General features: G+C 66.6%; 13 protein-coding genes and 1 pseudogene. 10 read left to right on the top strand and 4 right to left on the bottom strand.

The annotated features are described in order from the left end of the window. The first annotated feature begins 227 nt into the window (after positions 1 to 227). Both PO883_RS13495 and PO883_RS13490 read left to right on the top strand, forming a co-directional pair. Complete coding sequence (locus PO883_RS13495; RefSeq protein ID WP_289310225.1) at positions 228 to 770, top strand: hypothetical protein; 543 nt, start codon at positions 228 to 230, stop codon at positions 768 to 770. Beyond that, complete coding sequence (locus PO883_RS13490) at positions 737 to 1,474, top strand: ABC transporter substrate-binding protein (protein WP_167085722.1); 738 nt, start codon at positions 737 to 739, stop codon at positions 1,472 to 1,474. Before PO883_RS13495 ends, PO883_RS13490 begins: the two co-directional genes overlap by 34 nt. Before the next feature lie 15 nt (positions 1,475 to 1,489). Here PO883_RS13490 and trpS read toward each other — a convergent pair whose 3' ends face one another. Both trpS and PO883_RS13480 read right to left on the bottom strand, forming a co-directional pair. After that, a complete protein-coding gene (gene trpS, locus PO883_RS13485) occupies positions 1,490 to 2,509 on the bottom strand; it encodes a tryptophan--tRNA ligase (protein WP_289310224.1) in 1,020 nt (339 codons plus the stop codon). 210 nt (positions 2,510 to 2,719) lie between these two features. Beyond that, positions 2,720 to 3,432, bottom strand: a pseudogene (locus PO883_RS13480) (aspartate/glutamate racemase family protein). 117 nt (positions 3,433 to 3,549) lie between these two features. Between PO883_RS13480 and PO883_RS13475 the strand changes: the two are divergent. Beyond that, entirely contained in the window at positions 3,550 to 3,723 is a 174-nt protein-coding gene (locus PO883_RS13475) for a DUF6726 family protein (RefSeq protein ID WP_289310223.1), read from the top strand. 51 nt (positions 3,724 to 3,774) lie between these two features. Beyond that, complete coding sequence (locus PO883_RS13470) at positions 3,775 to 4,215, top strand: hypothetical protein (protein WP_289310222.1); 441 nt, start codon at positions 3,775 to 3,777, stop codon at positions 4,213 to 4,215. Here PO883_RS13470 and PO883_RS13465 read toward each other — a convergent pair. Continuing rightward, positions 4,209 to 5,864, bottom strand: coding sequence for a hypothetical protein (locus PO883_RS13465; protein WP_289310221.1), 1,656 nt, complete (start codon positions 5,862 to 5,864; stop codon positions 4,209 to 4,211). The two genes, PO883_RS13470 and PO883_RS13465, sit on opposite strands and share 7 nt — an antisense overlap. A 192-nt stretch (positions 5,865 to 6,056) precedes the next feature. Here PO883_RS13465 and PO883_RS13460 point away from each other — a divergent pair, with 192 nt between their 5' ends. From PO883_RS13460 to PO883_RS13445, 4 genes are all read left to right on the top strand, one after another. Beyond that, positions 6,057 to 6,674 carry an LON peptidase substrate-binding domain-containing protein gene (locus tag PO883_RS13460; protein WP_289310220.1) on the top strand — a complete coding sequence of 206 codons (618 nt, stop codon included), beginning with the start codon at positions 6,057 to 6,059 and terminating at the stop codon, positions 6,672 to 6,674. A 123-nt stretch (positions 6,675 to 6,797) separates the two neighbouring features. Then, on the top strand, positions 6,798 to 7,544 hold the full coding sequence (locus tag PO883_RS13455) for a hypothetical protein (protein ID WP_289310219.1): 747 nt from the start codon (positions 6,798 to 6,800) through the stop codon (positions 7,542 to 7,544). 239 nt (positions 7,545 to 7,783) lie between these two features. Then, positions 7,784 to 8,560 (top strand): hypothetical protein, encoded by a 777-nt coding sequence (locus PO883_RS13450; protein ID WP_289310218.1) that lies wholly within the window; start codon positions 7,784 to 7,786, stop codon positions 8,558 to 8,560. After that, positions 8,557 to 8,796 carry a hypothetical protein gene (locus tag PO883_RS13445; RefSeq protein WP_289310217.1) on the top strand — a complete coding sequence of 80 codons (240 nt, stop codon included), beginning with the start codon at positions 8,557 to 8,559 and terminating at the stop codon, positions 8,794 to 8,796. Before PO883_RS13450 ends, PO883_RS13445 begins: the two co-directional genes overlap by 4 nt. 268 nt (positions 8,797 to 9,064) lie before the next feature. Here PO883_RS13445 and PO883_RS13440 read toward each other — a convergent pair whose 3' ends face one another. Then, on the bottom strand, positions 9,065 to 12,181 hold the full coding sequence (locus tag PO883_RS13440; protein ID WP_289310216.1) for a diguanylate cyclase domain-containing protein: 3,117 nt from the start codon (positions 12,179 to 12,181) through the stop codon (positions 9,065 to 9,067). Between the two features lie 312 nt (positions 12,182 to 12,493). On the opposite strand from PO883_RS13440, the gene PO883_RS13435 reads away from it, so the two are divergent. Next, a complete protein-coding gene (locus PO883_RS13435) occupies positions 12,494 to 14,017 on the top strand; it encodes a DEAD/DEAH box helicase (protein ID WP_289310215.1) in 1,524 nt (507 codons plus the stop codon). Between the two features lie 145 nt (positions 14,018 to 14,162). Beyond that, positions 14,163 to 15,107: a glycosyltransferase family 2 protein gene (locus tag PO883_RS13430; RefSeq protein ID WP_167085734.1), complete on the top strand. Its 945-nt coding sequence runs from the start codon at positions 14,163 to 14,165 to the stop codon at positions 15,105 to 15,107. Positions 15,108 to 15,118 lie beyond the last annotated feature (11 nt).

Raw genomic sequence — 15,118 nt, 5'->3', positions numbered from 1 at the left:
ACGAGGCGCGCGCGCCCGCATCACCTCAACAAGGTAACGCCGGCTAACCAGAAAGAGGGATGCTCAAATTGGCAATTGTGTGGCAGGCGGCGTGCCGGCCCGATTCCGCACGGGTTGGAATGAAAAAATATTCTTATTTGCGCTTGACGTCCTCGGGCATGACCCGGAGTGACTTGGCAAGGCATTTGCAAGTATGATCGATCCCTTGAGCAATTTCTTCTCCCGCCATGCGCATACTCCGGCCGCTCGCCATTTTCTTCGCCATCTGCTCGCTGCCGGCAGTGCTGGCCTGGTGTTTCATCACCGTGGTCGGCGGTTTCTTGATGCTTCCCGCGCTCGGTCCGGGCGCATTGGCCGCCAGTTCGCCCGTCGCCGGCTTTGCCTGCGTGATGCTGACGGGCTGGGTCAGCCTGGCCGCCCTGGGCTGGACCGCGCGCCATTTTTCCACCCTCATCAGCCCGACGCCGCGCTGGGTGCTGGCCGGCTATGGGTTTGCTGCCTTCGTCGTCGTCCTGCTGCTGTGGCGCACGCCGCTGTATCCCCCGCCCGCGCACCGCGCCGATGTCTTGCTGCTCTATCTTGCCGGCCCCGCCTGCCTGTTGCTGCTGGCCGCATGGCGCCTGTTGCTGATCCGGCGCTTTTACGCTATCCCCGTGGCCGAGGAGCAACAAAATAATGCATTGGATGATGGTGGCGATGGTACATTGGATACACCGACCGACCACCTGGCCAGCCCATGTTCAAGCGTTCCGCCTGCCTCGCCGCGCTGATTGTCCCTCTCGCAGGCGCTGCCGCGCCGGCCGCCGCCGCGCCGGCCGCCGACCTGATCATGATCGCTCCCCTGAACCAGGCCATGCCGCTGGCGCAGTTCCACAACGATAAGCTCAGCGGCGGCATCCTGAAAGACCTGGACGAGGCGATCGCGCAGCGGCTCGGGCGCAGCATCGTCCATGTCAGTGTGGCGGGGGAGCAGGTGAGCGAGGCGCTGGCCGCCGGCAAGGCCGATGGCATCTGTTATGTGCGCCCGTTCTGGATCGACGGGCAGTACGACTGGAGCCGGCCGCTCATTCCCGATGCCGAAATGGTCGCCTCGGTCCAGGGCGCGCCGCCGGTGCGCTCGCTGGCCGACCTGCGCGACCGTCCGGTCGGCACGGTGGCCGGCTACCGCTATCCGCGCGTCGAGCAGGTGCTGGGGCTGCGTTTCCAGCGCAGCGAATCGCTCACCATGGAAGAGAACCTGCGCAAGCTGATGGCCGGCGGGGTGCGCCATACCGTGATTGCGCGCTCGACCCTGGCGTACCAGATGCGCATCAACAAGTCCCTGCGCCTGCGCCAGGACCTGGTGTTCGCCTCGTTCAAGGCGCAGTGCGCATTCTCGAAGACGGCGGGGGTGCCGTTCGAGGAAATCAACCAGGCCATCAATGGCCTGATCGACGACGGCAGCGTGGACCAGATCCTGGCGCGCTACCGCTGACCGCCTGGAACGCGCTTAAAAGTAGCTCAGGCCCATCGCGCGCTTGACTTCGTCGGCCGTGCGCGCCGCCACCTCGCGTGCGCGTGCGGTGCCTTCTTTCAGGATCTGCATCACGTGTCCGCGATCCTTTTCCAGCTCGGCGCGGCGGGCGCGGATCGGTGTCAGGAATTCCTGCAGGCACAATTCCAGGCGTGCCTTGACGATGCTGTCGGCCAGGCCGCCGCGCTGGTAATGCGCTTTCATCTCGGCCAGCGCTGCTTTTTCCGGATCGAAGGCATCCAGGTAGGCGAACGCGATATTGCCCTCGATATGGCCGGGATCGGCCACGCGCAGGTGCAGCGGGTCGGTGTAGACCTTCTTGACGGCCGCGCGCACTTCATCGGCGCTGGCCGAAAGGTTGATCGTGTTGCCAAGCGACTTGCTCATCTTGGCCTTGCCGTCGATGCCCGCCAGGCGCCCGATTTCCGGCACCAGCGCCTTCGCTTCGACCAGCACCTCGGCGCCGGCGATGCGGTTAAAGCGGCGCACGATTTCATTGGTCTGTTCGATCATCGGCACCTGGTCTTCGCCGACCGGCACCAGCACCGCCTTGAATGCGGTGATGTCGGCCGCCTGGCTGGCCGGATAGGTCAGGAAGCCGGCCGGAATGTCGCGCTCGAAGCCGCGCAGGCGGATTTCTTCCTTGACGGTCGGGTTGCGTTCCAGCCGCGCCACCGTCACCAGGTTCAGGTAGTAAAAGGTCAGTTCGGCCAGTTCCGGAATCTGCGACTGGATCAGGATGGTCGACTGGGCCGGGTCGATCCCGGTCGCCAGGTAGTCGAGCGCCACTTCGATCACGTTGCGCTGGACCTTGGCCGGGTCGTCCATATTGTCGGTCAGGGCCTGGGCGTCGGCCAGCATGATGAACTGGCGGTAGTCGCGCTGGTAAGCGACGCGGTTGCGCAGGCTGCCTACGTAATGGCCAAGGTGGAGCGGGCCGGTCGGGCGGTCGCCGGTCAGGATGATGGGTGCTGCGGTAGTCGCTGGTGCGGGCATGTCGATCGTCTCTCGGGTGGTGCCCCTATCGGAAAACGCTCATGAAAAACGCCGCCCAATCGAGGCGGCGTTCATGGAAAACACATGATGGTGCAGGCGCCGCGCGATGTCAGCGCAGCCACCAATTCGAACACAAGGCATGTGGATTAATCATAGTCATGCGCGTATCCTCGCAGTTTTGCGCGCCCCTGTCAATCCGGCCGGGTCCGCTCATGCCGGCTGCCCGGTGGCGTGCCGCAGCGCGGCGCGCGCCAGCAGGCGGGTGGTGTCGAGGGTGGGCAGGGGCGAATTGCCATCGTTCATGAGCAGCGGAATTTCGGTGCAGCCCAGCAGCACCGCATCGCAGCCGCCATCTTTCATGCGCGTGATGGTTTTCTGGAAGTAGGCAACCGCCGCCGGCTTGCATTCGCCGCTGACCAGTTCATCCATGATGATGCGGTTGATTTCGATGCGCGCCGCCAGCCCGGGCCGCACCGTGGCCAGGGCGTGCGCGGCGAAGCGCTCGGGATAGACGTCGCTGTCGAGCATCCAGCGGGTGCCGGTCGGCCGATGCGCTGGTAGCCGCGCGCCAGCGCTTCGGCGGCGGCGACGTCGGCAATATGCAGCCAGGGCAGGGGCGAGCGCGCCCGCACCAGGGCCAGCGCCTGGTGCACGGTGTTGTCGGGGCAGATCAGGAAGTCGGCGCCGGCGCTGGCCAGCTTGTGCGCCGACGAGAGCATCAGTTCGCCCACGCCGTGCCAGTCGTCCAGGTCGATGCAGCGCATGTAGGCCGCCAGCGAATGCGAGTGCATCGACAGTTCCGGATGTTCGTATGGCCCGAGCAGGCGCGCACCTTCGTGGCAGATGCTGCGGTAGCACAGCGCCGCGCCCTCGGCGGAGCAGGCGACGATGCCGATATGCTGTTGGTTTTCAGGCGAGTTCATGGGGAATATCCTAGCATCCTTGTGGCAGTTAAACGTTTTGTTACCTCGATTTTGTTGTCGCCAGTGTGGCGCGCCACTTACAATTCTTTCTCATACTGACTTTTGCCCGGATTCACCATGAATGCCCGTCTTTGCCGTCTCGCCCTCTTTCTCTTGCTGCCAGCCGTGCTGGGCGGTTGCGGCGTGCTGGCCGCACCCTGCCGCGTCGGTTCGGCCGTGATCAAAATGGTTCCCGTGGTCGGCAAAGTGGCAGCGCTGCCGACCGATGCCTGCGCCGCGATCATCGATTGACGTCCCGTTTGCCGGCCTTGACAGTGACGCCCGCGGCGGGCGGCTAGGCGCATGGAACAGCACCTGCGCCGCCACTGGCTCGCCTCGATCCTGCTGGGCGCCTGCCTGCTGCTGCTGGTCTGGGCCGCGATGGCGCCGATCCGGCCGGGCAGCCGCGACTTCCTGCTCGACATTCCCGAACACGCGGCCCAACGCCGCCTGGCCGGCGACCGGGCCGAGGTACTGCCGCCCGTGGTGCGCCTGACCGTGGGCTTGCGCGATGTGCTGCTGTTGAGGAATAGCGACAGCGTGCCGCATCAGGTCGGCGGCCTGCGCCTGATGCCGGGCCAGGAATTTCGCCTGCCCTTCGAGCGCGCCACCGAACTGCAACTGCCGTGCAGCGCGCGCGTCAGCGGCGAGCTGACGGTGCTGGTCGGCCTGCATCCGAATCCCGGACCGGACCGGCTGCGCTGGCGCCTGCATGCGCTGGAGCAGGCCGTGCGCGCCTACTGAGCGTTGGCCGGCGCCAGGTCGAGGCGCCGCACTTCCCTCAGGCGCCCGTTCTTGAGTTTGCCTTCCACCAGTTCGTCACCCATCAGCGCGAATACCCGTCCCTGCACGAACAGCGGCAGGACGCCGGCGCCGGCATCGTGCCGCTCGCCGCTTTGCGCCTTGAGGGTCCCCAGTTCGCGCAGCTTGAGCGCGGTATTGCGCAGGTAGACCACCGATACGGCGGCCTCGGGCGCGTCGGGCTGGTGCATTTCCACGAGCGGCAAGCCGACCATGCCCTGGCCCGGGCGCTGCGAGGTGTACTGGAAGGCGTGGCGCACGCTGGCGCTGTCCTCGGCGATGGCGTGCACATGGCTGTTGGCCAGGGCGGCTTGCTGGCCCAGGCGCACGCTGCTCAGGTGCAAGGCGCCCTGGCCATGCCCGCTCACCACGGCATCCTCGCCCATGGCCTCGATGCGCTCGGCCGGATGCGCCAGCGCCAGCCGTTGCGGCGCACCCGTGGCGTCGCAGCGCAGCGCGTACAGCGGCGTGGCGGCCGCCTCGGCGCTGCCGTACAGCAGCCAGGGGCCGACAAAGCGGCTGCGCAGCTGCGGGCTGAAGCCGGGCAAGTCCTTGTAGCTGGCCGGTGCGGCGCTGTCGCTGCCGTCGGACAAGGCCGTCAGCGGCAGCCGCAGCAGCGCCAGGCGGTCCGGGCCAACCTGTCCGACCAGCACGTTCACGTGGCCATCCGCGCTTTCGTGCAAGGCCGACGGATCGTGCGGCACGCCCGTCACGCGGATGGCGCCGGGGGCGCCGCCGTTCAGGGGAATCCGGTACAGGCTGGCGCTGGCATCCTCCTGGTGCGGCGCGCTCCAGACATACACCGCCTCGGAAGCCATGTGGATCATGCGCGCCGGCGCGCCCAGCACGGCGCTAGCGTCGCAGCGCAACGTGCGCGCGGCCAGGTCGCAGATGGTCACGCTGTGCAGCACCAGGCCCGCCTGCGCGTCCGGCGCCGCCTTGCCATGGTAGATCCGGGTGGCCGGGGCGATGCGGGTGAAGGGCGCCGCCGCCGGGTCGGCCCCGGCCAGCCATCCGCGCAGCGCCGGCAGGGCCGCGCGCTGGCCGGGCGCGGGCGCAGCCAGGGGGAGCGGGCTGTACAGCACCAGCTTGGCGCCGATCTGGCGCAGGGCCGGGGCCTGCGCGCCGGCGCGCAGCTGGTAGCTGGCGCGGTAGCGCAGGCGGCCGCCGGCGTCGATGTCGAACAGGGCGATGGCGGTGCCGTCCGGACGGCGCCCGACCAGCGCCACCGTGTCGCCGGCCACCACCAGCTGGTCCTGCCCGTCGCCGCCCGGCGCGTGCGCATCGACCTCCGCCACCAGCTTGAGCTGGTCCTTGCCGATATCGACCGTCAGCAGGCGCCCGTGGCGCAGCAGCACCAGGTGGCGTCCATGTTCGCCCACGCCGCCGCCAGGCGCGGGTGGCGCCGGCACGGCCGCCTGCGCCGCCGGCGCGCCGGCCGGCCCGGCGGCATCCTTGAGAAACGCGTCCAGCTGCGCCTCGTCCTGGAACGCGTGCATGGTTTTCTGCGGCGCCGGCCCGCTGGCACGCGGCTGGCAGCCCGCAAGCGCGGCCAGCGACAGCGCCAGGCCGGCGGCGAGATAGTGCGACATGAATGGCTCTCCTGTTTTTGTCTCTGGTCCGCTGCGACTGTTGCGCATTGGCGGGACATGGAATGTAACGGAAGCGGCCCCAAAAAGGGGTTGCTTGATGCAAAAAAAGTAAAATGACGACACATCACCCGCTGCGCATGCGACCTGACAATCGTGCTTCGCTGGCGGCCCGGATTCTGGCATCATGGGGCGATGGCGACCCTCTCTTTCCCTCTCTTTCCTCTTGGTACGGTCCTGTTTCCGGACGGTGTGCTGCCCTTGCAGATTTTCGAGGTGCGCTACCTCGACATGGTGGGCAAATGCATCGCCAACGGCACCCCGTTCGGCGTGGTGCTGCTGACCGAAGGCCACGAGGTGCGCACGCCCGAGGGCCAGGAGCGCTTCCACCCGGGCGGCACCCTGGCCTCGGTGCAGGACAGCGGCATGAGCGCGCCGGGGTTGCTGCAGGTCACTTGCCGCGGCGCCGCGCGCTTTCGCATCCTGGCCAGCGAACGCCGCGCCAACGGCTTGTGGATGGCCGATACCGAACTGGTCGAAGACGACCACGCGGTGCCGGTGCCGTCCGAACTGCAGGGCGCGGCCGACGCCCTCGACCGCGTGCTGGCCTCGCTCGACGAGGTGCCCGAGCAGCGCTGGCCGGTGCTGCCGCCATTCCGCCTCGACGATTGCGGCTGGGTCGCGAACCGCTGGTGCGACTTGCTGCCCTTGCCGAACGACCAGAAATACCGCCTGTTGATGCTCGACAATCCGGTCATCCGGCTCGAATTGTTGCACGACATGCTAGACGAACATGGCCTGATTACTTCCTGAAAGGCGGCGCCGTGACATGCCGCCATGGCTGAATGATAATATAGGGACCAGCGCAACACCTGCAATACCAGCAAGCGGCGCCGCCCGGCACGCCGGGCATCCCGATCAGACGAGGACGGCAGCATGAGCTTTTCCGATGACATCCTGAGGGCCTACGCCGATGGCGCGCTCGGCGACGCCACCCGCCAGGCGCTGGAACAGGCGCTGCACCAGGACCCGGTGCTGGCGGCACGCTTGCGCCAGTTGCAGGCCCAGCGCAGCAATGCCTTCGCCGGCTTCGGCCAGGGCGAGGGCGCGCCGCGCTGCCCGCCGGCGGCGCCGCGCTCGGCCAAGGTGGTGCACCTGCATGCGGTGCGCGCGGCGCGCGCCGTCCCGCTGCCCGCCGCGCTGGTCGAGGAAAGTCCGCGCGACTGGTCCTGGAGCGTCTGGAGCGGCCTGGCCGCCACCCTGGTGCTGGGCCTGCTGGCCGGGGCCGGGATCAGCATTGCCTTGCAGCGCGAAGGCTTGGCGCTGATCGATGGCGATGGCGCCGCCATGACGGCGCGCGGCGCGCTGGCGCAGGCGCTCACGCAGCAGCTCTCGGGCACGCCGGAAGCCGACGCGCCGGTGCGCATCGATACCAGTTTCCTGTCCAAGGAAGGGGCATATTGCCGCAGCTTCCGGCTGGCCAACGGCGGCGGGCTGGCGTGCCGCAGCGGCGCCGGCTGGCAGATTGCCCTGTATGCGCGCATGGAGGGCGCCAGCGACGAGTACCGCACCCCGGGCGCCGGCATGCCGCGCGCGGTGCAGGACGGGGTCACGCTGCGCAGCGCCGACCCGCTCGACCCGATCGCGGAACGGGCCGCGCGCGACCGCGGCTGGAAGCGCTGAACGCTACGCATCATGGTGGCTGCGCAGCGTCCCGACAGTCACAGGCCGGCCAGCCGCGGGTGATGGTGAGCATCTCCTCCGAGGGCGCGGCTGCCGGCAGATCTCGGGCACAACGCCGCCAGATGACGTGTGCCGTGCGGCCGCGATCCGCACAAGTGCCAGCGCCATGTCCCGACAACTTGCAAGACACCCCCAGATATTTTCCTGACTGGTCGCGGTCCCCTCAGTACAATGCTTGAATGGACCAAAACGATCCTTTTGAGCGCGACAACTTGGAGCCGGCGGAAGCCTTGCTGATGGCGCAGGAGAACGCCCGCGATTATTTTCAGGGCGAGCTGTATCAGAAAGATGGCAAGCAGCGACTCGAAGGCATCACCATTGAAAGGCCGGGCGATGCCACCTTGGAACTCGACGAAGCGGAGACGGGCAAGTTGTTCATGATCCCGGACGGTTCAACCGTATGGGCGCTCACCGTGAGGGAAAAAGAAGACGCGCCGGCCGGCCTGGACGTCATGTCGAACAACGTTTTCATGGCCGAGAACGAGAACGCCAGCGTTATCGCCTACAGGGATGAAGAGGGTACCGCCCTTCGTGTCGACGCGCTCTATATTCGCAGGCTGATTCTGTCAGCCGACGCTCCCGAGCGCCTGGCGACCGTGCCCTTTGGCCTCATGGCCATCACGGCATACCGACTGGGTTTCGATCATATCGAGCTCTTTGCCGCTGGAAACGGACCGGTCGATCAGGACGATCCCGACGGCTTCGTCGGATTTGCCGTCTGGCCGAAGTTCGGCTTCGACGCCGGACTTAATCCTGTTGAACTGAGCAAAGCGCCATCGGAAGCGTTGCGGGCCTGTGAAACGGTCCAGGACGTGCTTGCAACCGATCCGGACTGGTGGGCGCAGCACGGTCGCGGCAGGGAGATGCGCTTTGACCTGACCGCGCACAGTCGCAGCTGGAGGATTCTGCTAAACTACCTTTACGAGGTACTCCCCCTGCCGGAGCTTGAATCATGACCGCTCTTAAGAAGACGCCACCTGGCCAGAACAGCGCCTACAAATTGGCGGCGGCCGCCCGCCGCGCCAGGGTTGCCTCCATGGCCACGCCAGTTATTGGCGAACTCAAGCCATCCCAAGGCCGCATCCGGGTCACCCTGGCCGGCAAGCCCATCAGCCGCGACCGCAGGTCGGCGGTGTTCGGACCGTCGTCGATCGACATCCCGGAGTTTTCCGGCGTCCGGAAACCCAAGTGAGCATACAACGAGCGGCCAACAGGCCGCTTTTTTTGGCCCGGAACTTTCTCCTTGAGTGATCTTCCTATTTATCACTCAAGCATTTTTGGTGTTTTTCGGCGTGAAACCGGATACCGTTTGGTTTTAAAGCGCATGAGGGACGTCGAAAAAAACTGTAGCTTACGGCGCAAGTGCAGTTCGGGAAGCACAGCCGTACGAGCTACGGTGCACTACACGCGCGCTCATGAACATCGGAGCCACACACTGGCCGGCTTATCCCGCGATCAACTCAGGCGCCCAGCGCGCGGTTGCGGCCCTCGGTCTTGGCGCGGTACATGGCGCGGTCGGCATGCTCGACCAGCTGTTCCGGGCTGCCGGTCTCGTCGGCCATCAGCGACACTACCCCGATACTGATCGTCACCACCCCGTACGGCGACTTGGCGTGCGGCAGCGCCAGCTTTTCCAGCGCCAGGCACAGCGCGCCCGCCAGTTCCAGCGCTTCGGCGGCGCTGGTGGCGGGCGCCAGCAGCGCGAATTCCTCGCCCCCGTAGCGCGCCACCAGGTCGGTGGTGCGGCGCGCGTGCGCGGCGATCACGCCGGCCACCGCGCGCAGGCACTGGTCGCCCGCCTGGTGCCCATAATGGTCGTTGTAGCTCTTGAAGTGGTCGACGTCGAGCATGGCCAGCGCCACCGGATAGCCGTTGCGCGCGGCGCGCCGCCATTCGGATTCGAGCGCGGTATCGAAGCCGCGCCGGTTGTTGATGCCGGTCAGCCCGTCGGTGCTCGACAGCGCCGCCAGCTTGGCATTGCTCGCTTCCAGCTCGGCGGTGCGCTCGGCCACCATGTGCTGCAACTGTTTCTGGCGCCGGGTCAGGTCGCGCACGCGGGCCCGGTAGGCGCTGCTGACCAAGCCCAGCGCCAGCAAGGCCAGGATCAGGCGGAACCACCAGGTTTTCCACCACGGCGGCAGGATCGTCACCGTCATGCTGGCCGCGTTGTCGCTCCACATGCCCTGGTGATTGGCGGCGCGCACCGAAAACACATAGCTGCCCGGGTCGAGGTTGGTGTAGGTGGCGCTGCGGTGGGCGGCGTCGGTCACCACCCATTCGCGGTCGAAGCCGGCCAGGCGGTATTTGTAGGTGTTGCGCACCGGATCGGTAAAGTGCAGGGCCGCGAATTCGATCGAGAATACCGAGCCGTCGCCGGCCAGGGTCAGGTTGAGCGGGGCCGTCACCGCGCCATCGAGGCGCAGCCCGGGCACCGCGCGGCCATCGCGCAGCGAGCGGTTGAACACGCTGATATCGGTGATCGCCACCTGCGGCGGGGCCGACACGCTGCGCACCGCCGCCGGGGTCACCCCGGTGATGCCCTTGACGCCGCCGAAGTACAGGCGGCCGTTGGGCGCGGCGTGCGCGGCGCCCGTGGAAAACCCTTCCGACAAGCCATCCGCGGCGGAAAAGCGCGCCACCTTGCCGCTGTCCGGATCGAGCCGCAGCAAGCCATTTGCGGTGCTCAGCCACAGCTGGCCGGCCTGGTCGCTGCGCATGGCCAGGATCTTGACCTGCCCCACGCTGTCGGGCTGCTGGTAGCGCTGGAAGCGGATCGCGCCCTTGGCATCGGTGAGGATCTGGTTTACCCCGCGCGCGGTGCCGGCCCACAGGCGCCCGCGCGGGTCCTGGTACAGCGAGACCACGTTATTGTCCGACAGCGAAGCGGGGTCGCTGGCGCGGTAGCGCAGGTGGCGGAACTTGCCGCTGGCCTGGTCCAGCACGTCGAGCCCGCCGCCACCCCATTCCGAGCCCATCCAGACGCGCCCGAGCCGGTCTTCGACGATGCTGGTGGTGCTGTTCACGCTGCGGCTGTCGGGCTGGGCCGGGTCGGACGGGAATTGGGTGCTTTCGCCCGTGGCCGGGTCGTAGCGCACCACGTGCTGGCCGGTGCCGAGCCACAGGGCGCCGCCGGCGGCCGGGGCGATGGTGTTGATGAAGTCGCTGCCGACCGAGCCGAAGCTGACCACCTTGACCGGCACGCCGACCCCGTCCAGCCGGTTCAGGCCGGCTGCGGTGCCGATCCATAGCGGCCCGCCCGGCTGCTGGTGCAGGCTGTACACGATGTTGCTGCTGAGCGCGCCCGGCTTGCCGTCGGCGCGGTAGCTGCGCAGCACCGCGCCGCTGGCGCTGTCGAACAGGGACAGGCCGGCATTGTTGGCCAGCCACAGGCGCCCGTCGGGCGCGCCTTCCATGGCGCGCATGGCATTGTTGGGACGCAGGTTGTTGGCCTCGACATCGAACGGAATGTAGCGCTGGAAACCTTCGCTGTTCAGGTTGACCAGGCTGATGCCATCGGTGATCGAGCCGATCCACAGCATGCCGCTGCGGTCGTGCATGACGGCGCGGATATCGTCCGACGGCAAGCTGTAGGAATCGTTGGCGCGGTGCACGTAATGCACGGGGGTGCTGCTGGCCTGGTCCGCGGCTTTATCCCAGCGCAGCAAGCCCGCCGCCAGGGTGCCGGCCCAGACCGTGTCGTTGCGGTCGCCGTACAGGTAATTGATGCGGGTGGCGGGCGAGGGCACTTGCTGGCGCGCGCTCCAGGGCTGCTCGGTGCGCCAGGTCACCACCCCGGTTTCGGTGCCGATCCAGAGCGTGCGGTCGGGCGCGAAATGCAGGGCGCGCACGATGTTGAGCTTGGGGTCGGGCGATTCGGGCCGGTCGACCCGGTAGTGCACGAACTGATCGGCGCCCGGCGCCAGGTAATCGAGGCCGCCCGGCCAGGTGGCGGCCCACACGCCGCCGTGCTGGTCCATGGCGATGGCGTTCAGGTCGTTGGAAGCCAGGCTGCCCGGGCGCGCCGCGTCGTGCAGGTACAGGGTGAACTTGCCGCTGGCCGGGTCGAAATGCTGCAGGCCGCCCCAGGTGGCCAGCCACATGCCGCCCTTGCCGTCGCCGATGATTTCCTTGATGATGCGCTGCGCCCCCGGCCCCGGCGGCGGCACGAAGCGGGTGAAGTTGTTGGTATGGGGATTGAAGCGCGCCAGCCCGTTCTGGGTCGCCACCCAGATGGTGCCGGCCGCGTCTTCGTACAGGTCCGACACGCGGTCGTGCGGCAAGTTGCCGCCGCTGTTGGCGTTGCTGACGTACTTGACCGCGTGGTAGCCGTTGTAGCGGTACAGCCCGCCGCTATGGGTGCCGATCCAGACGAAGCCCTGGCGGTCTTGCAGCAGCGCCAGGATGGACAGCTCGTCCGAGTCGAAGGAGGCGAGGCGCTTGAAGCGCAGCGGCGAGGTCGGGGTGGCGCTGGCCTGGGCCGCGCCCTGCAGACCCAGGCAAGCGCACAGACAGGCGCACAGCAGCATGCGCAACAGGGCGGGCAGGCGGTGCGCGAGGGCGGTAAATACGGTTGGCATGTCAAATAGGTGTCTACAGTACCGGTCACCCCAGGAATGCCGGGGAACCCGGGCAGTGTAAACCAAGTTGACTCTGCGGCAATACCTCTTTCTTGATCTTATATCGATGTACAGTTGCCGGGATTTAGGGTATCGTTTACGGCACTATTATTGCATCTACGTCCGTACGGCCGGTTCTGCCGACGCTGTCGTGGCACACTTCGAGCTGGCCACCGGTCTTGCCACTGCCCGGCTCGTTCCCGTCCATCCTGGAAGTTCCCCGCGTCGGCCTGTCCGGACGTAGAGCATATCGAACCAACGCCCGGAAAACTTATGTCTGAAACACCGATTACCATCGAAGCCGACAGTGAACCCACCGTCAAGTTTGCCGATTTCGGCCTTGCGCCGGAGATCCTGCGCGCACTGACGGACCAGGGCTATATCCACCCGACGCCGATCCAGGCCGCCGCCATTCCGATCGTCCTGCAGGGGCGCGATGTCATGGGCGCGGCCCAGACCGGCACAGGCAAGACCGCCGGTTTTTCGCTGCCCATCATCCAGCTGCTGCTGGCCCACGCCAGCCCCAGCATGTCGCCGGCGCGCCATCCGGTGCGCGCCCTGGTGCTGACCCCCACGCGCGAGCTGGCGGTGCAGGTGGCCGAGAACGTCAAGGCCTACGCCCAGCACACCCCGCTGCGCTCGACCGTGGTGTTCGGCGGCATGGACATGAAGGGCCAGACCATCATCCTCAAGGGCGGGGTCGAGATCGTGATCGCCACCCCGGGCCGCCTGCTCGACCATATCGAACAGAAAAACGTCAGCCTGGGCCAGGTGCAGATGCTGGTCATGGATGAAGCCGACCGCATGCTCGACATGGGCTTCCTGCCGGATTTGCAGCGCATCATCAACCTGCTGCCGAAAAAGCGCCAGAACCTGATGTTCTCGGCAACCTTCTCGCCGGAAATCAAGAAGCTGGCCAACAGTTTCCTGACCGATCCGGTGACCATCGAAGTGGCGCGCAGCAATGCCACCGCCGACAAGGTGACCCAGATCGTCTACAAGGTCGCCGACGAAGCCAAGCGCGACGTGGTCGAATTCCTGATCCGCGGCCGCGACCTCAAGCAGGTGCTGGTGTTTTCGAACACCAAGATCGGCGCTTCGCGCCTGTCGCGCCACCTGGAGCAGGGCGGCATCAAGGCCACCGCGATTCACGGCGACAAGACCCAGCAGGAACGCATGGCCGCGCTCGACGCCTTCAAAAAAGGCGAGATCGACGTGCTGGTCGCAACAGACGTGGCCGCGCGCGGCCTCGATATTTCCGACCTGCCGTGCGTGATCAACTTCGACTTGCCATACAACGCCGAAGATTATGTGCACCGGATCGGCCGCACCGGCCGTGCCGGCGCCTCGGGCGACGCCTTGTCGGTGTTTTCGGACAAGGACGAGCGCTTGCTGGTCGATATCGAAAAACTGATCAAGCAGACCATCACGCGCGGCGAACTGGCCGGTTTCGTGGCCAGCAGCGCCGCCAGCGGCGGGCGCAGCGACGCATCCGGCGAGCGCCGTCCGCGCCGCGATGACAGCCCTGCCGGCGCCGCCCGCCCGTCCGCGCGTCCGCCCGAGCGCAGCAGCGGCGGCGAACGCAGTTTCGAGCGCAGTTCCGAGCGCAGTTCCAGCAGCAGTTCTTCCGGTCCGCGTTCGGGTCCGTATCCGCGCCGCGAAAAGGTCGATCCCTGGTTCCTGACCCCGTACGAGCCGGCCAAGAAGACCACGCCGGTGATTGCCGACCAGGTCAGCACCAGCAGCAAGCCCAAGCAGAAGATTGCCGTGCTGCTCGGCGGTTCGCCCAAGCAGTAAGCAGCCGGCCCGGCGCCGCTTCGCGCGCGCCGCGCTGCCGGCCGATTGTTGCCTGGATGTATAATTTGCTTATATGTAATGCCGCCACCCGCTTGGCTTTCCGGCCGGGCGCTGCGGCGTTTCTCTTTTTACTCAATGTCTAGCCATGAACAAACTAATTAATCAAAGCATCGCCATCCTCGTGCCTTGTTATAACGAGGAATTGACGGTTGCCGCGATTGTTCGCGACTTCAACGCCTGCCTGCCGCAAGCCGTGGTGTATGTATTCGACAACAATTCCAAGGATGCCACCGTGCGCCTGGCGCTTGACGCCGGCGCCGTGGTGCGTAATGTGCCGCTGCAAGGCAAGGGCAATGTGATCCGGCGCATGTTCGCCGACGTCGACGCCGATATCTACATCATGGTCGACGGCGACAATACCTACGACGCCAGCGTGGCGCCCCAGCTGGCCGAAAAACTGGTCGACGAAGGCCTCGACATGGTGGTCGGCACGCGCGTCTCGACCGAGCAGGAAGCCTACCGCTTCGGCCACCGCTTCGGCAACCGCCTGCTGACCGGTTCGGTCGCCGCGGTGTTCGGCAACACCTTCACCGACATGCTGTCCGGCTACCGTGTGTTTTCGCGCCGCTACGCCAAGTCCTTCGCCGCCCACTCGGCCGGCTTCGAGACCGAAACCGAACTGACCGTGCACGCGCTGGAACTGCGCATGCCGGTGGCCGAGGTGGAAACCATTTACCGCTCGCGTCCGGAAGGCTCGGTCAGCAAGCTCAATACCTACCGCGACGGCGTGCGCATCCTGTGGACCATCGTCAAGCTGTTCAAGACCGAAAAGCCGCTGGCCTTCTTCTCGCTGGCGTTTTTCGCCTTCATGCTGGCCGCTGTCGGCCTGGCCTTCCCGCTGCTCCAGACTTACCTGGAAACCGGCCTGGTGCCGCGCTTGCCGACCGCGATCCTGTCGGTTGCGCTGAGCCTGTTCGGCGTGATTTCGCTCAACTGCGGCCTGATCCTCGATACCGTCACCAAGGGCCGCATCGAACAGAAGCGTTTCGCCTACCTGGCCATTTCCGCTCCGCGCGTCAAGCATGCCTGAGGCGGGTAGTC

The organism is Massilia sp. DJPM01 (assembly GCF_030348125.1).
Lineage (GTDB): Bacteria > Pseudomonadota > Gammaproteobacteria > Burkholderiales > Burkholderiaceae_D > Telluria_A > Telluria_A frigida.
The sequence above is the reverse complement of the archived record's forward strand: the minus strand, read 5'-3'. Positions and strand labels throughout refer to the sequence as shown.